24 protein-coding genes are annotated in these 24,941 nt (G+C 61.9%); 17 read left to right on the top strand and 7 right to left on the bottom strand.

All coding sequences use genetic code 11. The features are described from left to right. The first annotated feature begins 79 nt into the window (after positions 1-79). Genes AC07OJ_RS28260 through AC07OJ_RS28250 form a run of 3 tightly spaced genes read left to right on the top strand, consistent with a single transcriptional unit; the run spans position 80 to position 2,051 of the window. Entirely contained in the window at positions 80-1,243 is a 1,164-nt protein-coding gene (locus AC07OJ_RS28260; RefSeq protein WP_495095648.1) for an S-type pyocin domain-containing protein, read from the top strand. Positions 1,244-1,258: 15 nt separating this feature from the next. After that, positions 1,259-1,546 (top strand): colicin E3-like toxin immunity protein, encoded by a 288-nt coding sequence (locus tag AC07OJ_RS28255; protein ID WP_495095647.1) that lies wholly within the window; start codon positions 1,259-1,261, stop codon positions 1,544-1,546. A 4-nt stretch (positions 1,547-1,550) separates the two neighbouring features. Then, the gene (locus tag AC07OJ_RS28250; RefSeq protein WP_495095646.1) at positions 1,551-2,051 is read left to right on the top strand and encodes a hypothetical protein; all 501 of its coding nucleotides are present in this window, start codon (positions 1,551-1,553) and stop codon (positions 2,049-2,051) included. 10 nt (positions 2,052-2,061) lie between these two features. Here the strand turns inward: AC07OJ_RS28250 and AC07OJ_RS28245 are convergent, their stop codons facing one another. The 3 genes from AC07OJ_RS28245 to AC07OJ_RS28235 form a co-directional block, all read right to left on the bottom strand. Continuing rightward, entirely contained in the window at positions 2,062-2,634 is a 573-nt protein-coding gene (locus AC07OJ_RS28245; protein WP_201145839.1) for a hypothetical protein, read from the bottom strand. A gap of 476 nt (positions 2,635-3,110) precedes the next feature. Next, positions 3,111-4,463 carry a sensor histidine kinase gene (locus AC07OJ_RS28240; protein WP_282397315.1) on the bottom strand — a complete coding sequence of 451 codons (1,353 nt, stop codon included), beginning with the start codon at positions 4,461-4,463 and terminating at the stop codon, positions 3,111-3,113. Further along, positions 4,460-5,122 carry a response regulator gene (locus tag AC07OJ_RS28235; protein ID WP_120449838.1) on the bottom strand — a complete coding sequence of 221 codons (663 nt, stop codon included), beginning with the start codon at positions 5,120-5,122 and terminating at the stop codon, positions 4,460-4,462. The genes AC07OJ_RS28240 and AC07OJ_RS28235 overlap by 4 nt, the downstream gene beginning before the upstream one ends. Before the next feature lie 147 nt (positions 5,123-5,269). Between AC07OJ_RS28235 and AC07OJ_RS28230 the strand changes: the two genes are divergently transcribed. The 5 genes from AC07OJ_RS28230 (at position 5,270) to AC07OJ_RS28210 (ending at position 10,073) form a co-directional block, all read left to right on the top strand. After that, a complete protein-coding gene (locus AC07OJ_RS28230) occupies positions 5,270-5,536 on the top strand; it encodes a PepSY domain-containing protein (RefSeq protein ID WP_065908564.1) in 267 nt (88 codons plus the stop codon). Then, positions 5,536-6,081: a cytochrome b/b6 domain-containing protein gene (locus AC07OJ_RS28225; RefSeq protein ID WP_495095645.1), complete on the top strand. Its 546-nt coding sequence runs from the start codon at positions 5,536-5,538 to the stop codon at positions 6,079-6,081. Before AC07OJ_RS28230 ends, AC07OJ_RS28225 begins: the two co-directional genes overlap by 1 nt. A gap of 22 nt (positions 6,082-6,103) precedes the next feature. After that, the gene (locus AC07OJ_RS28220) at positions 6,104-7,372 is read left to right on the top strand and encodes a sialidase family protein (RefSeq protein ID WP_495095644.1); all 1,269 of its coding nucleotides are present in this window, start codon (positions 6,104-6,106) and stop codon (positions 7,370-7,372) included. Further along, complete coding sequence (locus AC07OJ_RS28215; RefSeq protein ID WP_495095643.1) at positions 7,372-7,983, top strand: hypothetical protein; 612 nt, start codon at positions 7,372-7,374, stop codon at positions 7,981-7,983. Before AC07OJ_RS28220 ends, AC07OJ_RS28215 begins: the two co-directional genes overlap by 1 nt. 68 nt (positions 7,984-8,051) lie before the next feature. Beyond that, entirely contained in the window at positions 8,052-10,073 is a 2,022-nt protein-coding gene (locus AC07OJ_RS28210; protein ID WP_282397969.1) for an LTA synthase family protein, read from the top strand. On the opposite strand, the gene AC07OJ_RS28205 is transcribed toward AC07OJ_RS28210, so the two are convergent. Both AC07OJ_RS28205 and AC07OJ_RS28200 read right to left on the bottom strand, forming a co-directional pair. Beyond that, entirely contained in the window at positions 10,074-10,448 is a 375-nt protein-coding gene (locus AC07OJ_RS28205) for a c-type cytochrome (protein WP_495095642.1), read from the bottom strand. Between the two features lie 43 nt (positions 10,449-10,491). Then, positions 10,492-11,034 carry a demethoxyubiquinone hydroxylase family protein gene (locus AC07OJ_RS28200; RefSeq protein ID WP_495095641.1) on the bottom strand — a complete coding sequence of 181 codons (543 nt, stop codon included), beginning with the start codon at positions 11,032-11,034 and terminating at the stop codon, positions 10,492-10,494. A gap of 197 nt (positions 11,035-11,231) precedes the next feature. On the opposite strand from AC07OJ_RS28200, the gene AC07OJ_RS28195 reads away from it, so the two are divergent. From AC07OJ_RS28195 to AC07OJ_RS28170, 6 genes are all read left to right on the top strand, one after another. After that, the gene (locus AC07OJ_RS28195; RefSeq protein ID WP_065908558.1) at positions 11,232-11,612 is read left to right on the top strand and encodes a response regulator; all 381 of its coding nucleotides are present in this window, start codon (positions 11,232-11,234) and stop codon (positions 11,610-11,612) included. Between the two features lie 194 nt (positions 11,613-11,806). After that, positions 11,807-12,421, top strand: a complete 615-nt coding sequence (locus tag AC07OJ_RS28190) for a biliverdin-producing heme oxygenase (protein WP_495095640.1) — start codon at positions 11,807-11,809, stop codon at positions 12,419-12,421. After that, on the top strand, positions 12,418-14,661 hold the full coding sequence (locus AC07OJ_RS28185; RefSeq protein WP_495095639.1) for an ATP-binding protein: 2,244 nt from the start codon (positions 12,418-12,420) through the stop codon (positions 14,659-14,661). The genes AC07OJ_RS28190 and AC07OJ_RS28185 overlap by 4 nt, the downstream gene beginning before the upstream one ends. Before the next feature lie 287 nt (positions 14,662-14,948). Then, entirely contained in the window at positions 14,949-15,158 is a 210-nt protein-coding gene (locus AC07OJ_RS28180; RefSeq protein WP_065908553.1) for a hypothetical protein, read from the top strand. Between the two features lie 109 nt (positions 15,159-15,267). Beyond that, positions 15,268-17,163, top strand: coding sequence for an alkaline phosphatase D family protein (locus AC07OJ_RS28175; RefSeq protein WP_495095638.1), 1,896 nt, complete (start codon positions 15,268-15,270; stop codon positions 17,161-17,163). A gap of 265 nt (positions 17,164-17,428) precedes the next feature. Continuing rightward, the gene (locus AC07OJ_RS28170; RefSeq protein ID WP_213552623.1) at positions 17,429-18,442 is read left to right on the top strand and encodes a sensor domain-containing diguanylate cyclase; all 1,014 of its coding nucleotides are present in this window, start codon (positions 17,429-17,431) and stop codon (positions 18,440-18,442) included. Positions 18,443-18,451: 9 nt separating this feature from the next. Here AC07OJ_RS28170 and AC07OJ_RS28165 read toward each other — a convergent pair whose 3' ends face one another. After that, complete coding sequence (locus AC07OJ_RS28165; protein ID WP_120449856.1) at positions 18,452-19,480, bottom strand: amino acid ABC transporter substrate-binding protein; 1,029 nt, start codon at positions 19,478-19,480, stop codon at positions 18,452-18,454. 144 nt (positions 19,481-19,624) lie between these two features. On the opposite strand from AC07OJ_RS28165, the gene AC07OJ_RS28160 reads away from it, so the two are divergent. Next, a complete protein-coding gene (locus tag AC07OJ_RS28160) occupies positions 19,625-20,518 on the top strand; it encodes a LysR substrate-binding domain-containing protein (RefSeq protein WP_065908545.1) in 894 nt (297 codons plus the stop codon). Positions 20,519-20,607: 89 nt separating this feature from the next. Continuing rightward, a complete protein-coding gene (locus AC07OJ_RS28155; RefSeq protein ID WP_495095637.1) occupies positions 20,608-21,858 on the top strand; it encodes a 2-aminoadipate transaminase in 1,251 nt (416 codons plus the stop codon). Here the strand turns inward: AC07OJ_RS28155 and AC07OJ_RS28150 are convergent. Next, positions 21,855-23,879: a c-type cytochrome gene (locus AC07OJ_RS28150; protein ID WP_495095636.1), complete on the bottom strand. Its 2,025-nt coding sequence runs from the start codon at positions 23,877-23,879 to the stop codon at positions 21,855-21,857. The genes AC07OJ_RS28155 and AC07OJ_RS28150 overlap by 4 nt on opposite strands. A gap of 252 nt (positions 23,880-24,131) precedes the next feature. On the opposite strand from AC07OJ_RS28150, the gene AC07OJ_RS28145 reads away from it, so the two are divergent. Next, positions 24,132-24,839: a hypothetical protein gene (locus AC07OJ_RS28145; RefSeq protein ID WP_065908539.1), complete on the top strand. Its 708-nt coding sequence runs from the start codon at positions 24,132-24,134 to the stop codon at positions 24,837-24,839. The last annotated feature ends 102 nt before the right edge of the window (positions 24,840-24,941 follow it).

The following is a 24,941-nucleotide window of genomic DNA, read 5'->3' as shown; positions in this document are numbered from 1 at the left end:
AACTCATCGAACAAAGCGCATATCAGGCGCTGATTCGCCTCCGTAGGCTCACTTACTCGCACAAGGAAGTGAGCCGCTCATGTCAGAACGCTTTTATCCCCCCACCGAAGCAGAGCAACTCAAACAGCGCATCCTGATTGCGCAGCCATTGCGTGTGCCGTATTCGCCGACGGTTGATTTTTTCGAGCCAACCCCTGCCCCGGTACCCACGTTAGCCAAACCTTGCGGCTGCGTTTTCATCAAGCCCTGCCAACTGCCTGACGGCGTCACCCATTACTTCAACCCTGCGGGGTATGTCCCGTTGGAGTTGGTCAAGGAGTATGGCCATTTAAGCCTGCTGGGTGGGCGTGAGGTGGACAGCCGGGGCGCAGTTGCCTTGCGCAAGATCAGCGGCAGCACATTGCCCGTTGGCCTCGGGCAGTTGGCGTTGCGTTCGGCGGTTTTGGAGTCGGCAGCCACTGCTGTCGGGTCCGTCGCCGGAGGCTTGTTGACGGGGTTGGTGGCGCTGGCCTGGCCGTCGGAGCTGGGTGATAGCGCGCTCTACAGCGAGGAGCAGTTGCGTTCGATGCAACGGGCGCGGTCGCAGATGCGGTTGCATATTGAGCAACGCGAGGACGGTACGCTCAAGGGGTATGGGTTTTACACGGGTAATCATGCCGATTGGCAGATGATTGATGTCGTGCAGTTTCAAACCCGTGGCGATCAGTTTGTGGCGGACTTGGACGAGGGCGTGGAGCTGATCTGGACGCCCGCCGTTGATCCAAGTGACACGCTGGGTATTCCAGCCTTGGAGGCTGCGCCGCAAGCGCCGGTAATCTGGATTTATCCGCCGACGGAGAAGGCCGCACAGATTCTGGTGAACCCGATTTATCCGCCGGAGTATCGGGATTTTATTCTGGTGTTCCCGGTGGAGTCGGGGGTTCGGCCGCTGTATGTGGTGGTAAACCAGCCAAGGAAAGGGCTCAGAAACCCACACCATGATTACTTCTCTCCACCCGAAACGGAGGACATAACAGGCTTTCCCGGTCTGATTCCCCAAAAGCCTTTAACACCGAGAAAAGGCGGAGCCGGCTTACGTGAACGTTGGAAAGACGCAAAAGGAAGAAAAATATTTGAGTGGGATTCTAAAAAAGGCGAGCTGGAAGTCTATCGAAATAGCGATTTAACACACCTCGGCGCATTTGATCCTTACACCGCCGAGCGTCGCGGACCGGCGGACCCGAAACGTCGTATTTACAGATAAAAAGGAACTCGGAAAATGCTAATGAAAATCAGACTGCGATGGTACGAAAAACACAGCAATGACTTGAAGGCGGATGAGTATTCAGCGGATATCGCAGATCCAAACAGTGTTTTTGAAGCATTAGGTTTAGGCGAAGAAACCGCGATATACGCCGACGTATTCAACGTTCAACCTAACTGGGTAACGATTATTCAGCCGTACTTCCAGCACATGATCGAACCCGACCGCTTCGACTACCAAATTTCCTTCCGGTACCAAGGCGCCTGGCCACCGCCCCCAAAGCAACGCCAAAAGGCGTCCTAATGCGATGAAACCCACACTGCAAAAGCTCCTCCTCTACCGCTCAGTCAACACCCGAACCCACGGCGTGCGCCACGGCAGTTGTCGCGCCTACCGGTACGAGCGGCACACTAAAAGCGAAAAAGACAAACGATCAAACCGCGGTTCGATGCACAGCCATCAACGACACGGTTTTGATTACACTCCGCTGTTCCGGTTTCTCCTATCCAAAGTGGGCCACCCGTGGGATGAGGTTTTCAGCGAAGCCAAAGCCCGCTTGGATCGCCCAGAGCCCATCTTCTGGATGGTTGCGATGCATGAAAGCGACAAGGAGGAGTCCGTGAGAACGGATGAAAACAGCTACTACAGCGGCTTGTGGGTCGACGAAGCGGGCCTGGTGCAAAAGGTCAATCCAATGCTGACGCCCGAGCAGATGGGGCCCTTCTCCGACTACAACACCCACACCTTCAACGGTGTGGTATTCGCACAGTCTTCAGCACGCAAACGGTGGGCAAAACCCACCGTTTAATCAACTTCGCTTAGCCCTCTTTCGCCTCACTCCCTTCCCCTCCAATCAACACCCGATTCGCCGGATCCGTAATATCAAACACCTGCTGGGCACACGCCGCACTATTGAGCCTGAACTGGAACTCAACCAGATACACCTTGGCCTTTTCCGGGCTGAACGTGCTCATCACCGGCCCACAGCTGTAGTAAGCGCCGTTGCCCTGGCTTCTCGCTGAACTGGAGACGGTGAGTTTCTTGCCTGGATCCGCTTGGAGTTCCAGCTGCGGAAAACGCTTGAACCCGGCGCTGGCGACGGTCTGGTTGAGCTTGGCGATCCAGTTGAAGACTTTGCCTTCGCCGGTGTCCATGACGGTGCCGAGGGTTTCCAGGCGCTGGTCGGGGTCGCCTTCGCGGCGCACGGCGAATTCGACAGGGTTGGTGCCACCGCTGGCCTTCATGATGACCTTGGCATGATCCGCATCCACGGCCACCGTTTTCTGGCGCAGTTGGATACCGTCCTTGAGCAGGCTGGGCGATGAGTCGCGTTGGTTGGATTGGCAGGCGCCCAAGGCCAGGGCGAGGGAGAGCAGCGCGATTCGCTTCACGGGAGGATGTCCTTATCAAGGTGAGAGTGAGTGATGACTGGACCCGAGTTTAAACGGATTGTTCCGCACTGAAACGGCGAGCGGTCACACTTCGGGAAGGCGGCGATGCAAATGCGCAGGTCCGGCAGGCATACCAAGGTGATCCTTTCGCAGCCTCGCTAAAGCTCGACAACTCCCACAGGTGAGCTTCATCGCGCCGGATATTGCGATCACCCAGGGGATTGAAATAAGGGCGACACCGCCAATCCCCTGTGGGAGTTGTCGAGCTTTAGCGAGGCTGCGAAAGCGGTGTCTAAGGCGCAGAAAATGCCAGCAATGCCCCAGCCTTCGCAGCCTCGCCAGGGCTCGACAGTTGCTCCCACACTTGAGCTTCATCGCGTCGAACATGGCTATCACCCAGAGGATTGAAATAAGGGCGACACGGCCAATCCCCTGTGGGAGTTGTCGAGCCTTAGCGAGGCTGCGAAAGCGGTGCATCAGCGCACGCTGAACACCAGCCGCGCACATAACCCGCCTTGCTCCAGGTTATGCAATGCCAGGCGGCAGCCGATCTTGCCGACGATCATCTCGACAATCGCCAGTCCGAGCCCCGCGCCGTTGGCATTGCCGCGGCTGTAAAAGCGTTCGAACAGGCGCGCCAACTCCGCCTCGTCGATCCCTGGCCCCTCATCCTCCACGCTCAGGCAATCGGTGCCAATCACCACTTTTACTTCGCTGCCCGCAGGGGAAAAGTTCAGCGCGTTGGTCACCAGGTTTTGCAGGGCGATGGCCAGTGCCACCGGCTCGGTTTCGACCCAGCACTCTTCATTGCCTTCGAGCACCAGTTCCACGCCGCGCTCCATGGCCAGCGGGGTCAGTTCGGCGAGTTCTTCGCGCACCAGTTCGGTGAGTTGCACGGGGATGCGCTTGGGGTTGTTCAGTTGCGGTTCGATGCGCGCCATGGTCAGCAGCTGGCTGCCAATACGGGTGGCGCGGTCGACGCCGTTGACCAGGAAATCCAGGGCCTCGCGCTGTTGCTCCGGGGTCGCGGCGCTTTGCGCGTTCTGGGCGTGGATACGCAGGATCGCCAAGGGTGTACGCAGTTCATGGGCGGCATCGGCGATGAAGCGGCGCTCGCGCTCGAGCAGGTCGTCCACTTGGACCAGCAGTCGGTTGAGTGCGGTTTGCATGGGCTCAAGGTCAGTCGGCAGGGGCTTGAGGTGCAGCGGTTGCAAGGTGTCGGTATTGCGTCCACGAATCGACAAGACCATCGCACGCAGCGGTTTGAGGCCCCAGCCGATCACCAGCCAGATCAACAACGTCAGCAGCGGCACGCCGATCAATGTGGGCCACAGCGTGTGGCGCACGATGCGCTGGATCAGGTCCTGGCGAATGTCGTCGCGCTCGCCCACCCAGATCAGCAAGCCCTGTTGCGGATCGGCGAGCAGGAAAGCGCACCAGTCGTTGCCGTTGTCGAGGATGTCGTGGGAACCGAATGTGGTCGGCGGCGCTGCAAGGATCGGCGCTTCGGCGGAGCGCACCAGCAACTGGCCGTCAGTGCGCCATACCTGGAAGGTCAACCGGGTTTCATAAGGATGGGCGACGCCCTCCACGCCGACGCGGCTCATGGCCTGGTCAAACGCCTCGTACAACCGGTCCCAGTCCGCTTCGCCGGGATCGCGCTGGCGCAAGACACCTTGCAGCAGGCGCGCACTCTGGGCGAGCTGGGCGTCATAGACCTCTTCGATTTCGTGGTGGCTGTCACGTAATACCAGCCAACTGATCAGGGCGTCACCTGCCAATATCAGCAGCAAGACGGGGATGAGGATGCGCGCGCGAACCGAGCTCATGGTTTGAGCACCAGCACATAGCCGACACCGCGCACAGTGCGGATCAGTTCGGTGGAGAGCTTTTTACGCAGGTTGTGAATCAGCACTTCCAGGGTGTTGCTCTCGACGCGGTCCTGCCAGCCATACAGCGCGCGGGACAGCCGCTCGCGCGTCACCACCTTGCCGGGGCGCACCATCAGTTGGTGCAGCAGTTGGTATTCCATCGGTGTGACGATGATGTCTTCGTCCAGGTAGCGCACTTGCTGGGTGGCCGGGTCGAGGTGGATGCCAGCATGCTCCAGCATCGGTTGCGCACGCCCCTGGCTGCGGCGCAACAGGGCACGCACGCGGGCCTTGAGTTCTTCTACGTCGAAGGGTTTGACCAGGTAGTCGTCGGCGCCGGCGTCCAGCCCGGCGATGCGCTCGGCGGTGCCGTCGCGGGCGGTGAGGATCAGCACCGGCACGTCGTGCTGCTCGGCGCGCAGTTGCTGCAACAGGTCGAGGCCGTCGAGGCGCGGCAGGCCGAGGTCGAGCAGCAGCAAATCGAAGTTCTCCGTGCGCAGCGCATGCAGGGCCGCGACGCCATCCTGCAGCCAATCGAGGGTATAGCCCTCGGCGCCCAACGCCACCCGAATCCCCTGGCCGAGGGCACGATCATCTTCGACAAGGAGCAGGCGCATAGCAGAATCTCTGTAGGAATCGGCGGCATCATGCCGGGTTATGACACGGGGCATTTCGGCAAAGATGTTACGGCTCGTTGCCAACTAAGGTTGCGCTAAGGTTGGTTTTGCACTGTGAAACCTCCCACTTCTGCTGAGAGCTTTTCCATGCGCAAAATTCTCCTGCTGTCCCTGATTATCGCCAGCCCCCTGGCCATCGCCGGCCCGCAATGCACCACCGCCGAGCGCTCGCAATGGCAAGACGAGAAAGCCTTCCAGGACAAGCTCAAGGCCGAAGGCTACACAATCAGCAAGTTCAAGGTCACCGACGGCAACTGCTACGAGATCTACGGTTTCGACAAAGACAAGCGCAAAGTCGAGATCTACCACGACCCGGTCACCGGCAAAGCCGTGAAGACTGAGATCAAAGGCTGATGCCAGGCGAATCCCTGCGCCTGTGGGACCCGTTGGTGAGGCTGTTTCATGTGTCGATCGCCGGGGTCTTCGTCGCCAATTACTTCTTCAATGAAGCGGGCGATGACTGGCATGTCTGGCTGGGCTACTACGCCATGGCCTGGCTGCTGGTACGGCTGGTGTGGGGATTTGTCGGACCGCGCAGTGCGCGTTGGGCGGACTTTTGGCCTACGCCGAAACGACTGGATGCCCACGCGCGCTCGCTGCTCAACCGCCGCCCGCTGCACCGGTTGGGCCATTCGCCCATTGGTGCGCTGGTGATGCTGTTGATGTTGCTGGCCTTGCTGACTCTGGGCGTCAGCGGCTTCCTGATGCAGGAAGTCGATGCGCTATGGGGCGCCGATTGGCCCCAGCAAATCCACGAGACCGCCGCCAATGTGCTTCTTGGCCTGGTCTGCGTGCATGTGCTGGCCGCGCTGTTTGAAAGTATCCAGGTGCGGGACAACCTGCCGTTATCGATGCTCACCGGTCGCAGGAAGCGCCTGCCGGATGAGCGTGCGCAGTAATCCTTTTGCCGACAGGTTCCCTATGCGCTCCGCCTTATTGATTTGCAGCCTGCTGGCCGTATTCTTCGCGGCCTGGCAAAGCCATCCGCCCCATGTGCTGGCACCGTTTGCCGAGACCAGCCCGCCCCCCGCGAAAGTGGCGGCGCCGGCGCAATACACCAGCCGCTTCGTGTCCACCCAACTCACTGACTTTGTGCATTCCTCGTCCGTCACCGCCCTGCCCGGCGGCGATTTGATGGCAGTGTGGTTTGCCGGCTCACGCGAAGGCGCGGCCGATGTGCAGGTGCGCACCGCGCGCTTTGATGCGCGCAGCGGCGAATGGGGCGCCGAGCAGGTGCTGGCCACGCGGGAAAGCACTCGCGACGGCACCCAGCGCTATATCCGCAAGCTGGGCAACCCGGTCATCGCCCTCGGGCCGGATAAACGCCTGTGGATGTTTTACGTATCGGTGTCAGTCGGTGGCTGGGCCGCCAGTGCGATCAATCTGATGGTCTCGGAGGACCTCGGCGCCAGTTGGTCGGCGCCAAGGCAGTTGGTGACCTCACCGTTCTTCAATATCAGCACCCTGGTGCGCGCCGCCCCGGTGTTCCATGCCGACGGCTCGATCGGTCTGCCGGTGTACCACGAGTTCATGGGCAAGTTTGCCGAGTACCTGTACTTGAGTGCCGATGGCGCAGTGATCGACAAATTTCGCATCAGTCGCGGCAAACACTCGCTGCAACCGACCATCGTGCCGCTGGACGGCAAGCGCGCCGTAGCGATGTTGCGCTACGCCGGCGACACCCATCACCGGGTTCTGGCCAGCCGCACCGAAGACGCCGGCCAGACCTGGAGCGAGCCGTACCCGCTGGAGCCGGCCAATCCCAACTCGTCGCTGGCTGCGGTGGGCACGGTGGACGATGGGTTGCTGGTGGCCCTGAACGACCTGGAGGATGGCCGTTTCAAACTCAGCCTCTACGGCACCGACGCCCAGCTCAGCCAATGGCGCACCGTGGTGCAACTGGATGAGTCGCCGGACCCGCTCGGCCAACCGTTCTCCCCCGAAGCCTATAAGGCGATCATCGGCGAAGGCTTCCGCGCCTCCAGCGGCGCCCGGCGCCTGCCGCTGGAGCAGCGCTTTCTCAGCAACCTCGACTACCGCGTGTGCAAACCCCAAGGCTGCGATTTCGAATACGAATACCCGTACTTCAGCCGCAGCCCGGACGGCATGTACCACCTGGTGTACTCGTGGAATAACACCTTTATCAAACATGTCAGCTTCAACGAAGCCTGGCTGGCGGAGCGTCTCTGATGGTTTCGATGTGGCAGGCGCATTTGAGTTTTGTACTGCTGGACTTTGTGTTGCTGTGCGCGCTGCGCTTCACCGCCCCCTGGCGTCCGTGGCTGCTGCCGGTGCTGGTGGCGGTGAGTTTTATCCCTATCAACGAGCTGCCGCTGGCGGCGTACGTGCGCAGTTTTACCGATGACCTGGCGATCAGCACCCTGGTGTTGTTGGCGTGGGTGGGCTTGAGTCGCGTGGGCGTGGTACAGCCGCTCAACCGGCAGCACCACGTGCAAATGTTGCTGCTGTTTGGCCTGCTGAGCCTAGTGCTATACCCGGCCACGCTGGGCCTGACGTATTTCGATCCCTACCGCTGGGGCTTCAATCCGCGGCCGATGATTGTGCTGGTGGGCGCGGCCGCGCTGTTGATGCTGTGGCTGCGCAATGCGCTGGCGGTGTGGATGTTGGCGGTGGGCACCCTGGCGTTCGCGCTGCGGCTCAAGGCTTCGGAAAACTACTGGGACTATCTGGTGGATCCGCTCTTGGCGGGCTACTGCGTCGTGGCTGGATTAATGCAACTCAACCTGTGGGAGCGGGCGTGCTCGCGAATGCGCAGTGTCAGGCAGCATCTCTGGCACTGAACCACCGCGTTCGCGAGCACGCCCACTCCCACATTTGATCTGTGGTGTTGTTGAGAAGGGGGAAACTAATGGGTGCGTTGCAATCACGCCGCCTGCGCTACGGCGTGGGTGCGATTGGGTTGGTATTTGCGTTGCTGGCCGCCTTGCGGCTGATATTCGTGCTGGCGTTTTCCGGCCTCGCCCTGGACACCCCGGCGTTGCTGGAAACCGTTGGCATCGGCCTGCGGTTCGACCTGCGCCTGGCGGTGCTGTTGCTGCTGCCGCTGGCGGTGCTGGCCTGGCTGCCGCGCTGGAACCTCACCACCCTGCCGGCCCTGCGCTGGCTCGCGCGGGGTTACCTGGTGATCGCGCTGGCCGGGGTCGGCCTGGTGTACATCATCGACTTCGGCCACTACGCCTACCTGGGCGTGCGCATCAACGCGACGGTGTTGCGTTACCTGCAAGACGCGCAGATTTCACAACAGATGGTGTGGGAAACCTACCCGGTGCTGTGGATAACCGCCTGCTGGCTCGCGGCGGTAGCACTGTGGGTGTGGGCGTTGATCTGCCTGGAGCGGCTGACCCTGGATCGCCAGCCCACGCCCACGCGCAAATGGGCGCTGGCCTCGGTCTCGATGATCGGCCTGGTCGCCGTGCTGCTGGCCCTGCTCGGCCGCGTCGCCAACCTCAACCTGGAGAACCCGGTGCCGTTGCGCTGGAGCGATGCATTCTTTTCCGGCAACAGCCAGGTGGCCGCCGTGGGCCTGAACCCGGTGCTGTTTTTGTATGACACGCTCAAGGTCGGCCAGTCACAGTTCGATGAAGCCCAGGTGCGCGAACATTACCCGCAAGTCGCCGCGTACCTTGGTGTTGACCAGCCGGATGCGCAGCAACTGAACTTCATCCGCGAGCAACCCGTGCAGCCGTATCGACTGGCCGGCGAGCGCGCGCCGAACGTGATCTTCGTGATGCTCGAATCCCTCGGCACCAGCGCCGTAGGAGCCTACGGCAACCCGCTCAACCCGACGCCGAACCTGGACCAGTTGGCCACGCAAAGCTGGTTCTTCAAGCACTTCTATGTGCCCGTCACAGGCACCGCCAAGACCGTGTGGGCGAGCATCACCGGCGTGCCGGATGTGACCCGCCAGGAAACGGCCACCCGCAACCCGCTGATCACGCGCCAACACACTGTGATCAACGCGTTCCAGGGCTACCAGAAGTTCTACCTGATCGGCGGCAATGCCGGGTGGGCGAATATCAACGCGCTGATCCGCCAGAGCATCGACGGCGTGCAACTCTATGACGAAAGCCACTGGCGTTCGCCGCGGGTGGACGTGTGGGGCATCTCCGACCTGGACCTGTTCAAGGAAGGCGACCAGCTGTTGCGCAGCGTGCCCAAGGACCAGCCGTTCTTTGCCTACGTGCAAACCTCCGGCAACCATCGGCCGTTCACCATTCCCCGCCTCAACGACGGTTTCCAGGTCAAGGACGTGACCCTGGAACAGGTGCAGGCCGCCGGTTCGCGCAGCGTCGAGCAATACAATGCGGTGCGCCTGCTGGACTACAACATCGGCCGCTTGATGGAAATCGCCAAGGCCGGTGGTTGGTACGACAACAGCATTTTCGTGTTCTTCGGCGACCACAACACGCGCATCAGCCAGATCCCACACATGGCCCCGGCCTTCGAACAACTGGGCCTGGAAAGCAACAACGTGCCGCTGCTGATCCACGCCCCCGGCCTGCAACCGCGCGTCATAGAAGAGGCGGTGGGCCTGGCGGACCTGCTGCCGACGGTGGCCGGCATGGCGGGCATACCCTTTCGCAACGGCGCCATGGGCCGGGACATCCAGCAACCGGCGCCGGAAGGCGAGCGCGTGGTGCCGCTGGTCTTGCAGGAGGGCACGTTCCCGATCATCGGCGGCGTGACCAAGGACTTTTTACTGCAGATGCAGCATGACGGCAGCTCACCGACCCTGCATGACCTGGCTTCACCCACACCGCGCGAGGACGTCGCCGCGCAGCATCCCCAGGAGTTTCAACGCCTGCGGACGCTCACGCAGGGGCTGCATGAGAGCGCGCGGTTGATGCTGTTCCGGAATGTGCGGGAGTGACTATTTATCCTGGAAGGTTTCCAGGTAGGCGAGGATGTTTTCGATTTTTTCCGGGTCGCTGATGCCCCAGAAGATCATCCGCGTGCCACTCACCACCTTCTTCGGTGCCTCGATGTAGGCGGCGAGCTTGTCGCGGGTCCAGACCACGCCGGAGTTCTTCATCGCGTCGGAGTACTGGTAATCGGTGGTGGTGCCGGCGGGTCGGCCGATGATGCCGTTGAGTTCCGGCCCAAAGCCACCGCGCGCACCTTCGCCTATGCTGTGGCAGCCGCCGCAGGTCTTGCTGAAGAGCTTGCCACCCGCCTCGACATCGCCTGCGGCCAGGGCCGAGCCGCTGTTGAGGATCAGGGCGAGGATGAACAAGGCGTACTTCATGGTGGACTCCACAGCGGGTGATAACGGCAATTATGCCTGTTTGTCAGGAACGCATGCCCATCCAGATCACCGCTTCAGTCCATGCCGTGACCACCGGCGCCAGCGCACGGAACCATGGGTCCTGCGCATCAATCTGCGCGGCCGAGTGGTCGTGGTGGTGCTGTTCCTCGTCGACAATCGAGGCAATGGCGGCCACGGCCAGCGGATCAATGTCACGCAGCGTGTGCAGTTGGTGCGCCAGGTGCTTGAGCACGACACTTTCGACGGCGACCGTCGTGGCGACAATAGCCTTGCGCCCACAGACGCCGGTGATCAACCCCAACGCCAGCCCGCCCAGCCCACACAGCCAGTAACTGCGGCAGCGACGATAGCCGCGCCGCTGCAACTCGACCTGGAATACCGCGCGGTGGCGACGCTCGTGAGAAAGAAACGCTTGCAACTCGGCCACCATGCCGGGCGCGAACACGCGGGCCATGAACAATTGGCCGCTGTAGATGCAGATCGCGCCATGCTCGCCGGCGTGGTCGACTTTGATCATGCGGTTGCCCAGGTCCGGGTCGATCAAGGAGGCAGCGGGAGCGTTCACGGTTGACGGCCTTGTGTGTGCGCCGGTGAGAACCGGACCGGTCAGGATGGCAGAGCGCCGGTATCGTGCAGCACACCCACTCAAATGCGCAAGCCAGACCCTCCAAGTGACCACCCATCGCCTTATAAACATCCAATCGAACCTATCCGCGCCTGCCCCACTCCACCTTACTGGACCCTGATGGTGGAGTAAGGATCATGGCTCAGCCATCGATTTTAGTGCTGGAAGACGACGAGATCATTCGTTCGTTAATGGTGGATGTGCTGGAGGATTTCGGGGCGGTGGTAACGTCGTTTCCTTCGGCGGATGAGGGGATGATTTACCTGGAACGGGGCGATGATCCGGTGGACCTGATCGTCAGCGATGTGCAAATGCCGGGGCTACTCAATGGCTACGACCTGAGCCGGGTTGTCGCGCATCGGTGGCCGAGCGTGCCGGTGCTGCTGACGTCTGGCAATACCAAACTGGCCGAGCAGTTGGGCGGTTCCGTACGGTTCCTGCCCAAGCCGTGGAGCACTGAGCATTTGCTGGAGTGTGTGCAAACCGCCTTGACCCAGCAGGGCTCGTCCTTGCATTGATAGCATGGCGATATCACCCGGACCGAACTTCACATGGGTCCGTGTGGTCATTGAAGAGCAGGGAGCGACTTTTCTGATCCGCTGGTCAGCCTTTTCGCCTTGTGCGTTCAGTTGATCGCCATGAATTGTGTAGAATCGTCGCCCATTTCCAAGCGTCATTCATGGCCGAGAGGCCCACACTTCGAGCTCATTGAATGCATTCACCGGCCCATGACGTTAGTGCGCCCTCATTGCTGGAAGCGTTGCGTGAAGGCACCGGCCTGTTGCACGTGGCGCTGGAAAAACGCCTGCCGTTTTTCTCCGAGCGCCTGGATGCCAGCTGGTATCAGCGCCTGGTCCGGGCGTATTACGGTTTTTATGCGCCGATCGAAGCGTCGCTGTACGACCGAGACTTGATTCCCGTGGGCTACGACCAGGCATTGCGTGTGAAAACGCCGACCCTGGTGAACGATCTTAACGCCCTCGGCGTGAGTGACGCCGCTATTCATGCCCTGCCCCGCTGCGCCCATCTGCCCCACCTCGACACGCCCGCCGCCTGCCTCGGTGCCCTCTATGTGCTGGAAGGCGCGACCTTGGGCGGCCAGGTATTGCGCCGCGAAATGGCCCAGCGCCTGGACGTGAATGCGGACAACGGCGGTGCGTTTCTCAATGTTTACGGTGCCGACACCGGTCGACGCTGGAGGGATTTCCTCGATTACCTGGGCCACATGCCGCTGGACGCCAAGGCCAGACAGCACGCGGTGGATGCGGCCCGTTCGACGTTCAGCTGCTTTGAGCAATGGCTCGACAGCCAGGAGGTACTGCTATGAAACCCGAAGATTTTGAAGAGCTGCTTGCCAACTGTGCCGACGAGCCGATCCGCTTCCCTGGTGCGATCCAGCCTCATGGCGCTCTGCTGACCTTGTCGGAGCCGGACCTGCGCATCATCCAGGTCAGCGCCAACGTCGCCGCTCTGTTCGGCCACGCACCCGAGGCACTGCTGGGCCAGCCGCTGCACACGCTGATCGGGGCCGAACACGCCCAGGCCGTGCAAACCGTGGCTGCGCAAAACAGCTTTTTCGATGCCCCGCCGCTGCATGTCAGCCTCAACGGCGCCGAGTTCGAAGGCCTGCTGCACCGCCATCAGGACGTGCTGGTGCTGGAGTTCGAACCGCGGCTCAAAGACTTCCGCCCACGCGCGCTGAATGGTCGCACCAGTGACCTGGGCAAAATGCTGCAACGTTTGCAGTCGGCGAAAACCCTGCAGGCGCTGTACGAAATCAGCGTGACCGAAATCCAGGCCATGACCGGTTACGACCGCGTGCTGATCTATCGCTTCGAAGACGAAGGCCACGGCCAGGTGATTGCCGAAGCGTCGGCACCGTCCATGGAGCTGTTCAACGGGCTGTTCTTCCCCGCGTCCGACATCCCCGAGCAGGCCCGCGAGCTGTACCGCACCAACTGGCTGCGCATCATCCCGAACGCGGCCTACGAGCCGGTGCCGTTGTTGCCCAAACTGCGCCCGGACACCGGCCAACCGCTGGACTTGAGCTTCGCCACCCTGCGCAGCGTGTCGCCGATTCACTGCCAGTACATGCAGAACATGGGCGTGTTGTCGTCCATGAGCATCTCGCTGATGAAGGGTGACAAGCTGTGGGGCCTGATCAGCTGCGGCAACCGCGAGCCACTGCTGGTGCCCAACGACCTGCGCACCGCCTGCCAGACCATCGGCCAAGTCTTGTCGTTGCAGATCAGCGCCATGGAAGCCCTGGACCTGAGCCGTCAGCGAGAAGAAAAAGTCGAGGCCCTGGCGCTGCTGGACCAGGCGATGAAAGCTTCGCAAGACAACGTGTTCGACGGCCTCGCCCAACGCGGCCAGTTGCTGATGGACCTGACCCTCGCCGGCGGCGTGGCGATCATCGAAGACAAACAATTGCACCGCTACGGCAACTGCCCGGAACCGGCGCAGATCCGTGCCTTGCACAAGTGGCTGCAGGACAGCGGCGAGCCGGTATTTTCCAGCCATAACCTGGTGTCGGTGTACCCGCCGGCTGCCGAGTTCCAGCAGGTGGCCAGCGGCGTGTTGGCCATGAGCCTGCCCAAGCCGGTGGACAATGGCGTGATGTGGTTCCGCCCGGAGGTGAAGGAAAACATCAACTGGAGCGGCGACCCGAAAAAGCCCCTCGACCTGGAAAATTCCGACGCCGGCCTGCGCCTTCGCCCACGTACTTCATTTGAAATCTGGAAAGTCGAAATGGCCGGCATCTCCACCAAGTGGAGCCATGGCGACCGCTTCGCCGCCAACGACCTGCGCCGCTCGGCCTTGGAAAACGACCTGGCCCGCCAGGTACTGCGCGAGCAACAAGCCGTGCGCGCCCGCGATGAACTGGTGGCGGTGGTTTCCCACGACCTGCGTAACCCGATGACCGTAATCTCGATGCTGTGCGGCATGATGCAAAAGGCCTTCAGCTCCGATGGCCCACACACCTCACGGCGCATTTCCTCGGCCATCGACACCATGCAACAGGCCGCCGGGCGCATGAATGTGCTGCTGGAAGACTTGCTCGACACCTCGAAAATCGAGGCCGGGCGCTACGTGGTCAAGCCGGTGGCGCTGGATGTCAGCCAGATGTTCGAAGAGGCCTACTCCCTGCTTGCCCCGCTGGCGATGGAGAAAGGCATCGACCTGTCGTTCAACACCGAGCCCGGCCTGCAGATCAATGCCGACCCGGAGCGGCTGTTCCAGGTCCTGTCGAACCTGATTGGCAATGCCATCAAGTTCACCCCGCGCCAGGGCAATATCGGTATCAGCGCCATGAGCAATGGCGAGGAAATCGTGTTTTCGGTGCGTGACTCGGGCGAAGGCATTGCGCCGGAACAACTGCCCCACGTGTTCGATCGCTACTGGACCCAGGCGGAAAACAACCCCACCGGCAGCGGCCTGGGGCTGTACATCACCCAAGGTATCGTGCAGGCCCATGGCGGCAAGATCGTCGCCGAGAGTGAATTGGGGCGTGGCAGTGAGTTCCGCTTCACCGTGCCAAAGGTGATGGAAGAGTCGCATACCTGACACGCCTCCCGCCTTGGCGCTCTGCCAGGGTCAGGGTGCCGCGCGGATTACTACAGCGCGTTACGTAAAGGCGTCGCACACAACTGCGCGGCGTTTGGGCTGCACGCCAGGGAGGCCGCGACTTCGCACGAAGCGGGCGGCTGCGCCGAAGGCCGCGTCGATGATTTCCAGCCGCGATCCGTCACATGTTGCGGCGAGGCGTTTATAGCGCGGTTGCCGTCCCCCTCTGTAGGTTTGGCTCAGCTTCACTAAGCGGTGAGGCTTACCACTGACAGAGGACCACCTCCATGATAAGTACCCTCAATCACTCGTTGAACATGCCTATTGCATCTGTGGCTCAGCAGGATGAAGTCACGCGCTCTCGCAACAAGCGCAGCATCGAGCAGACCCACCAACACGCCTCTTCCATTGCATCCGATGGCCCGGCCGCGAACGACAGGCGCAGGAGCACCGGCACCAGCACGCTGGACAGCCTGGGCGGCGGTCGACTGCTCTAACCGGGCATGTGAAGGGCTGTGCACGGCCCTTCATACCCTCGCCTTAACAAAACACTGACATTCAATGCGCTAGAGTTTTTGGCCGACCCCGCCTGGAACCCTTCCCTGCATGCTGCCACCCGACACATTGCCCGCCGTACTCGCCGGCCCCCTGCTACGCCGCCTGGAACCCCAGCGGTTGGTGCTGTGGCTGATGGGCACCCGGGAGCTGGTACTGACCCTGACGCTGCACATCGCCGGGCAGACCCGCAGCATCGTGCTGGATCAGGGCCAATGCCAAACCGTTGCGGTGGGGCGTGACGCCGTCATCCACTTGATCGACGTGCCGCTGGATGACGCCTTGCCCCAGGATGAGGTCATTGGCTATGACCTATTGATCGACAGCCTCGGCATCGCCGAGTGGGCGCCACACCTGTTGTATGCCGACGCCCAATACCCCAGTTTTGTGCTGCACAGCCGTATTCATCAGTTGGTCCATGGCTCGTGCCGCAAACCACACCATCACGCGGACGAAGGCCTGCTGTGCGTCGACCGTCTGCTGGCCGAAGCCCACCTGCCCGAGCAGCGCCCGGCCCTGCTGATGATGAGCGGCGACCAGGTGTACGCGGACGATGTCGCCGGGCCCATGCTGCGGGCGATCCATGGGTTGATCGCGCGCCTGGGCCTGTTCGATGAATACCTGGAAGGAGCGGTGATAGACGACAGCGCCAGCCTCTACGGGCATCGCGCCAGCTACTACCACCGTGCCGACCTGCTCCCGGCGCTGGACAGCAATGAAACCCTGCGCGAGCGATTTTTCGGCGGGGTGAAAAAACCGATATTCACCAGCAGCACCGCCGATAACCACTTGGTCACCTTCGCCGAAGTCATGGCGATGTACCTGCTGGTCTGGTCGCCCACGCCCTGGAACCTGCTCACGCTGGAACCTCCCCGCTTGAGCGCCGAAGAACAGCAGCGCTACGCCCGCGAGCGGGTACAGATCGAGCGCTTTCGCCAGGGTCTGCCGGGCGTCGCGCGGGTATTCGCCCACCTGTCCACGCTGATGATCTTTGACGATCACGACATCACCGACGACTGGAACCTCAGCGCCCAATGGGAAGAAACCGCCTACGGCCACCCCTTCTCAAAACGCATCATCGGCAATGCCCTGCTGGCCTATTTGCTGTGCCAGGGCTGGGGCAACCAGCCGGATGTCTTTGGTCCGCTGGTCAGCCAGGTCCAGACGCTGACCACCCAGCCCCAGGCCAACCACCTGGACGCCAGCGCGCAGGATGCGTTGCTCGAGGCCCTGCTGAAATTCCAGCAATGGCACTACGTACTGCCCACCACGCCTGCGCTGGTGGTGCTGGACACCCGCACCCGCCGCTGGCGCAGTGAGTTCACCCTCAAGCAACCTTCCGGCCTGCTGGATTGGGAAGCCTTGAGCGAACTGCAGCAGGAACTGCTTGATCACCCCTCGGCCATCATCGTCTCGCCCGCGCCGATCTTTGGCGTCAAGCTGATCGAGACCGTGCAAAAAGTGTTCAGCTGGTGCGGCCACCCCTTGCTGGTAGACGCGGAAAACTGGATGGCCCATCGTGGCGCTGCCCAGGTGATCCTGAATATCTTCCGTCACTCACGGACACCGGGGAACTACGTGATCCTGTCGGGCGATGTGCACTATTCGTTCGTCTACGAAGTACTGATCCGTCATCGCAATGCCGGCCCGAAAATCTGGCAGATCACCAGCAGCGGCATCAAGAACGAATTCCCGCCGCGCCTGCTGGAATGGTTCGACCGGCTCAACCGCTGGCTCTACTCGCCCCGCTCGCCCCTCAACTGGTTCACCCGCCGCCGCACCATGCAGGTGGTTCCGCATATTCCGGAACATGCCGAAGCGGGCGAGCGGCTATGGAACTCGGCGGGGATCGGCCAGGTGTTTTTCAACGAACAGGGCCAACCTGAAGAGATCTACCAACACAACGCGGATGGGAAGGCCAGGACGAGAATGCTGGCCCCCAAGTAACTTTTCTTCATCGACAACAAGGCCGTCCAGCTCGAATGGCCACGAGGGGTGCCTGCGGTTCGAACGCTGGCGCGAAGCGCTGCGCATCGTCAAGGCGCGGGGAAATCGTCGGGCGCCCCAGATAGATAGCCTATTGCCATCCTGCCAAAGGCGTACATTCGCCCTATTCAAAGCACTCAAATCCCGTTGTACAGTAGCGCCAGCCACGGAGTACCGGCATCAATATCGGCAGGCCTTGGATGCCAGCCCAAGCAAGGATCGCGCAATGGACGATACTCCCGGCAACAGCCCACCGGGCACTGATTTCTCTCACTTCAACGCCGACATGCTGCACACCGTTCTGGAGTTGGTCAGCGACGGCATCTGGGATTGGAACGCCAATACCGGGTTCGTGTACCGCAACCCGGGTTGGTATGAAATGCTTGGCTACCCTCGACACGCCCTGGAAAACAGCGTGTTCACCTGGGAAAACGTGATCCATCCGGACGACTACCCCCAGGTGATGATGCTGTTTGATGACTATATCCAGCGTCGTGCCCCCTACTACCAGGCCGAATACCGTTGCCGCAAAAAAGATGGCAGCTACCTGTGGATCGAAGACCGTGGCTACGTGATTGCCCGCAACGCTGACGGTTCGGTGGCGCGGATGGTGGGCGCCCACCGTGATATCCATTCACGCAAAAGCTCCGTCGAGCAACTGGAACAGCGCAATCAATCCCTTGAAGTGCTGGTGGCCGAGCGCACGCGCGAGCTGTCACGGGTCAACCAGCAACTGCAATTGCAGCTGGATGAAAATCGCTCCCTCGCCGAACGCGACACCCTGACGCTGGTCGCCAACCGCTATCGCATGGAAAAAACCTTGCTGGAAGAATGCGAACGCGCCCAACGCTTTCGCCTGCCGCTGGCACTGATCGCGATGGATATCGATGACTTCAAGCCGATCAACGATCAGTACGGCCACAGCGCAGGTGACGAGACGCTGGTGCGGGTGGTCGAGCGTTTGAAAGGCTGTATACGCGCCGATGACCTGCTGGCTCGATGGGGCGGCGATGAGTTTATGGTACTGCTGCCCAACACGTCGCTGGAGACGGCCAAGGCAATCGCCGAAAGCATCTGCGAGGCGTTGAGGGATAACCCGGTGAGCGACGACTTCCACGTCACCCTCAGCGTAGGCGTGGCGGCGAGCCAATCGGGTGATACCCCCGCCGCCTTGATGGCACGTGCCGACCAGGCGTTGTATCGCGCCAAGGCGGCGGGGAAAGGTGGGGTCGCCGACTGAGCCCCGGCGTTATCGCACCGGCGGCGCGTACTGGATACCGCCGTTGTTCCACAGCGCATTGAGCCCGCGCTTGATCTTCAACACGCTGCCCTGGCCGATATTGCGCTCGAACACTTCGCCGTAGTTGCCCACCTGCTTGACGATCTGCACGACCCAGTCCTTGCGCAGCTTGAGGTCCTTGCCGTACTCACCGTCGGCGCCCAGCAGGCGCGCGACATCCGGGTTCTTGCTGGTCTTGGCCTGTTCCTCGACGTTCTGCGAGGTGATGCCCATTTCTTCGGCATTGAGCATCGCGAACAGCGTCCACTTGACGATGCTGAACCACTCGTCATCGCCCTTGCGCACCAGTGGCCCCAGCGGTTCCTTGGAGATCACCTCCGGCAGCACCACGAACTCATCCGGGTGAGCCATTTTGATCCGCTGTGCATACAGTCCCGACTGGTCGGTGGTCAGCACATCACAACGCCCGGCCTCCAGGCCCTTGGCGCTCTCGTCGGCGGTGTCGAAGGTGATGGGCGTGTACTTCATGCCGTGGGTGCGGAAGTAGTCGGAGACATTCAGTTCAGTGGTGGTGCCGGCCTGGATACACACGGTCGCGCCGTCCAGTTGACTGGCACCGGTCACTCCCAGTTTGTTGTTCACCAGAAAGCCGATGCCGTCGTAGTAGGTGATGCCCGTGAACACCAGGCCCATCGCCGAATCACGCGAGCTGGTCCAGGTGGTGTTGCGCGAGATCAGGTCGATTTCGCCGGACTGCAACGCGGTGAAGCGCTCCTTGGCGGTCAATTGGGTGAACTTCACTTTCGACGCATCGCCGAACACGGCCGCCGCCACGGCGTGGCACACGTCGACATCGAGGCCGGTCATCTTGCCCTTGCTGTCGGGCACGCCAAAACCGGGCAAGCCGTCGCTGACGCCGCATTGGATAAAGCCTTTTTTCTGGATCGCATCCAGGGTCGCCCCGGCGTGCGCCGTGCCGGCGAGGCCGAATACGGCGGTGGCGCCCAGTGCGGCCAACGTGGTTTTGAATCGGTTCATGCAAGGCGCTCCCTGTCATTCCTTATTATTCGGCGCTGCACAGCCCGCGCCGGTTTATAGTGCTGCCGGGCAGTATCCACGGCTTTACGGCGCTGCCACAAACGACCTTTAGGCAAAGGCTCCTTCCGATTTGGAATGAACTGCATGATTTCAAAACGCTTGACCCCTTCGATGACGGCCTTGCAATGCTTCGAAGCCGCCGCCCGCCACCTGAGTTTCACCCGCGCCGCCGAAGAGCTGCACCTGACCCAGAGTGCCGTCAGCAAGCAGGTGGCGCAGTTGGAAGAGATGCTCTGCCACAACCTGTTCGAGCGGGTCCGCCAGCGCCTGTACTTGTCGCCGGCCGGGTCGTTGTACCTGGCCGAGGTGCACAAGATCCTCACCCAGGTGGACATCTCCAGCCGTTACATCCTCACCTACGGCGGTGAAACCGAGGTGCTGCGCATCGCCACCCAGCCGACCTTCGGCGATCGCTGGCTGGTGCCCAAGCTCAAGGACTTCGCGGCGAAACACCCGAATATCCACCTGGACGTGCGCAACGAGCTGGAGCCCTTCGACGTGCTGCAGGCCAAGGCCGATATCGCGTTTTTCTTCGGCCAGGGCTCATGGCCGGGCGCGACCTGCATCGAGCTGTTTCGTGAAGCCGTGGTGCCGGTCTGTGCGCCGGGGTTTGTCGCCGAGGGCAGCGACGCGTCGTCGCGCCACACCTTGCTGCAATGCACCTCGCGCCCGGAGGCCTGGCACGAATGGTTCCTGGAGCAAGGCCTGCACTCGCAGAACAGTTACCACGGGCCGCGTTTCGACACGTTCTACATGTGCATTCGCGCGGCGCAGTCAGGCTATGGCGTGGCGCTGGTGCCGCATTACCTGGTGGCCGAAGAACTTGCCCAAGGCAGCCTGACGATCCCGTGGGACTACGCCATGCCCAGCAGCGGCGCGCACTTTATCGCGCATGCCGAACACGCCGGCGAGATCCCCAAAGTCAAAGCCTTCCTGAACTGGATGGTCGACTACGTGAGTGCACATCGCGACTTTTAATAATGACCCGGCGACTTTATTTCGTTTGCGGCCAGGGCGGGCGCACGGCTTAGATAAAAACACGTCCGCCATTGCCGAGTCCGAGATTCATGAGCCGCGAAACCATCAGCCAGTCGATTTCCATCGTCCACCCGATCAGCCTCAGCCACGGTAAAAACGCCGAAGTCTGGGACACTGCGGGCAAACGCTATATCGATTTTGTCGGCGGCATCGGCGTGCTCAACCTCGGCCATTGCCACCCGGGGGTCGTGGACGCGATTCGCGAACAGGCGACGAAACTGACCCACTACGCCTTCAACGCTGCGCCTCACGCGCCCTACATCGAGCTGATGGATCGCCTGACCGCGTTTATCCCGGTGGACTATCCGGTCAGCGGCATGCTCACCAACAGCGGCGCCGAAGCGGCGGAAAATGCCCTGAAGATCGTGCGCGGGGCCACCGGCCGCACGGCGGTGATCGCGTTCGACGGGGCCTTTCATGGCCGCACCCTCGCCACCTTGAACCTCAATGGCAAGGTCGCGCCCTACAAGCAAAAGGTAGGCGTCCTGCCCGGCCCGGTCTATCACCTGCCCTACCCCAGCGCCGACAACGGCGTGACCTGTGCCGAAGCGCTGAAGGCCATGGACCGCCTGTTCAGCGTGGAAATCGACATCGACGACGTCGCCTGTTTCATCCTCGAACCGGTGCAGGGCGAAGGCGGTTTCCTGGCCCTCGACATTGAATTCGCCCAGGCGCTGCGGCGTTTCTGTGATGAAAAAAACATCCTGCTGATCGCCGATGAAATCCAGTCGGGCTTCGGGCGTACCGGCCAGCGCTTCGCCTTCTCGCGCCTGGGCATCGAACCGGATTTGATCCTGCTCGGCAAAAGCATCGCTGGCGGTGTGCCGCTGGGGGCGGTGGTCGGGCGCAAGGCGCTGATGGACAACCTGCCCAAAGGCGGCCTCGGCGGCACCTATTCCGGCAACCCGATTGCCTGCGCGGCGGCATTGGCCACCCTGGACGCGATGACCGATGAGCACTTGCAGGCCTGGGGTTCGCAGCAGCAAACAGCGATTGTCAGCCGCTATGAAGCCTGGCGCGCACAGCGCCTGTCGCCCTACCTCGGCCGCCTGACCGGCGTCGGCGCCATGCGCGGCATGGAACTGGCCCACGCCGACGGCACGCCCGCGCCGAAACAACTCGCCCAGTTGCTGAGCCTGGCGCGCGAGGCCGGCCTGCTGCTGATGCCCAGCGGCAAGTCACGGCACATCATCCGCTTGCTCGCACCGCTGACCATTGAGCCAGCGGTGCTGGAGGAAGGCCTGGACATCCTCGAGGCCTGCCTCAAGCAACTGGACTAGTACCGCGCATCCACCGGCTTGCCGCCGTTCGGCCAATCCTTGACCTTGTCCGGGAAGTCCGGACGCGGTTGCCCGGAAAAATACGCCGCCACGTCCACCGCGTCCTGGTCGGACAAACCGCCCTGCCCCAACGGGAATTTCTCGTGGAAGCCAATCGGCATGTTGCGTTTGACGAACGCCGCCGCGGTGTAGGTGCGCGCCATCCCCGCGCCGATGTTGAACGACTGCTCGCCCCACAGCGGCGGGTAGATCAGCTCGCCATCGGCCCGCGCCAGCCCCTGGCCGTTGTCGCCATGGCAGACCGCGCATTGCTTGGCATAGACCGCCTTGCCATTGGCCAGGTCGGGCTTGATCGCCGGGTCGACCTTGCCCACGCCGCGCCCGGCGACTTTGTCTTCAGGCCGCGTGTTGTTTTTCATCCAGTCAAAGTAGGCGACCATCGCCTGCATATCGGCTGACTGCGGCGGCAACGGCTTGCCGTTCATGGAGCGCCGGAAGCAGCCGTTAATGCGCTCCTCCAGGGTCACCACCTTGCCCGCACGCGGTGCGTAGCTGGGGAAAAACGCCGACACACCGACAAAGGGCGAGCCGTCTGCCACAGTGCCGGCATTGAGATGGCAACTGGTGCAATTGAGCGAGTTGCCGACGTTGTCAGGCAGCAGCGCCTTGGTTTGCAGGTGCAGGCGCATGCCGCGCATGACTTGATCGGCGTTGGGGGCGGCCAGCAGATCGGCCAGGCGCGGGGTTTCGAAGGCGGACGAATCGGTGGTGACCGGGTTGAGCTGGGCGCGCAGCTTTTTCACTTGGGCGGCGTCGATTGGGGTGCCCTGGTTGCCCCAGCGCGTGCGCACGAAACTGAGGATCTCGGCGATTTCCGGGTCCGCCAGCCGGGCGAAACCGGGCATGGTGTAGACCCGTGGGTGAGTCGCCGTTTGCGCGGTTTCCCAGCCGGTCAGGGTGATGTGCAGCAGCGACGTCGGGTTGCTCGCGGCGATGCTCGGGTTGCCGACCAGGGGCGGGAACAGGCCTTTCACGCCGGCGCCGTCACTGCGGTGGCAATCGCTGCAGAACTGCATATAGCCCAGGCCGCCTCGGCTGGTGAACAGGTCGGCAGGCGGCGCGGCGGGTGCCTGGGCCACGGACGGCATCGGCAGGTCGTCTTTGCCCGGCGGCAGGGATTTGAGGTAGCTGGCGATGGCAGTCAGGTCATCGTCACTGAAATGCTGGGTGCTGTGGTGAATCACATCGGCCATATTGCCGGAGACGGTGGCAAAGCGGTTCTGCCCGGTCTTGAGCAATTGCACGGTGTCGTCCACGGTCCACAGGTTGCGCAGGCTCAGCGCCCGCCAATGCTCGACAGTTTCGCCGGCGAGGTAATGCTGGCCGCTGCGGCCGGCATCGCTCAGGGCTTTTTCCTGGAAGGCAATGCCGCGCGGTGTGTGGCACGAACCGCAGTGGCCGAGGCCCTGAACCAGGTAGGCGCCACGGTTGAGCACCTCGTCGCGGCCCGGGTCTGGCTGGAACGGCTGCTTGTCGAGAAAGGCGAAGTTCCACAGCGCCAGGCCCCAGCGCTGGTTGAAGGGGAAGCCCATGTCGGCGTCGCGGTTGGCCTGGGGCACGGGCTCCACCCCGTGCATCAGGTAGGCGTACAAGGCGCGCATATCCGCCTCGCTCATCTTCGCGTAGGACGGATACGGCATCGCCGGGTACAGATTCATACCCGCAGGCGTGACGCCTTCGCGCATGACCCGGTCGAATTGTTCGAAGGTGTAGTGACCGATACCGGTCTCGCGGTCCGGGGTGATATTGCTCGAAAAGATCGTGCCCATCGGCGTGCTCAGCTCGAGGCCGCCGGCCATGACCTTGCCTTCTTTGGCGGTATGGCAGGCGATGCAGTCGCCCAGTTGTGCAACGTATTGGCCGTGTTCGATCAGTGCGGGGTCGGGGGTGTTGGCGTGCAGGGGAAGGGACAGACAGAACATCACCCCCACAAGGCCAAGACGTGACAGGGGAAGCGTCATCGCAATATTCCTTTAAAAACCCGGCCTGGAGCGGTCTCCTCGGCGCAGGTCTGCAATTATTTTTATACGTCATCAGGCAGATAACCGGGGGCGGGTTCAGCCCCCGTGTTGTTGTAGCGAATTTCCCCGGGGCGCCTGTTGATATGGATCAGCACAACCGTGGGGCAGAGTGCCGCCTTGACCTGATCCCCCTCCCCGCTGAAAATGCCCGACGCTTTTTTGTCCCCCGTTTACTGAAGTAGTGAAATTTCAATGTCCGATTCCTACACCACCGAAGAATCCGTAGTCGCCTTGCAATCCAAAGCGGAATACGAAAACGCCATCAATCTTTCACAGCATGTGCCGGCGGCCAAGATCATCAGCGAGATGGTGCTGGACGCGTTTCACACCTCCAAGGAAAGCGACCAGATCCGCGAGCTGCGCGTCGCCATCCGCCAGGCCCACGATGCCTTCGACGACGACAAGGCCTATGACCTGATGGGCCAGCTCAAGCAACTCAAGGACGCCGAGGCCGCTGACAGCGCCGCCCTGGAAGACCTGAGCAGCAAATTCTCGATCAGCCGCATCCTGTCCAGCTTCAAGGACGACCCCGAGTTCCAGGAGCTGGTCTACGGTCTGGCGCTGAAAGTGCTGAACCAGAGCCACCAGGCGATCAGCAACCCAAGCGCCGGCAAGAGCAAGGCATCGCGGCCCAAGAAAGAAGCCGAAGTGTTTGTGATCAGCAAGGATGGCATCAGCGTCACCCTGCCCCTGCGCACCCCGCGCTCGAAGCTCAATGTCGACCGCGAGGCGTTCGAGTTCCTGGGCTTCAGCTTTGTCGGCGAAGGCGATGAGGCGGAGCTTGAGGTCGAGAGCTTTGTGGATAACGCCGGGGCTGAACAGCCGTTGAGCCGCAAGAGCGTGATCACTGCGCTGCAGCAGCAGACCGCGTTCGATGGGTACAGCATCGCGCAGCAGTAACGCATTATCTGCAACACTGCGGGACTGGAAATGTGGGAGCGGGCTTGCTCGCGAAGGCGGTGGATCAGCGAGAAAGGTTCTGGCTGACACACCGTATTCGCG

The sequence above is a fragment of the Pseudomonas sp. GW821-FHT09C08 genome (assembly GCF_059418125.1).
This window is presented reverse-complemented; position numbering and strand designations above follow the sequence as displayed.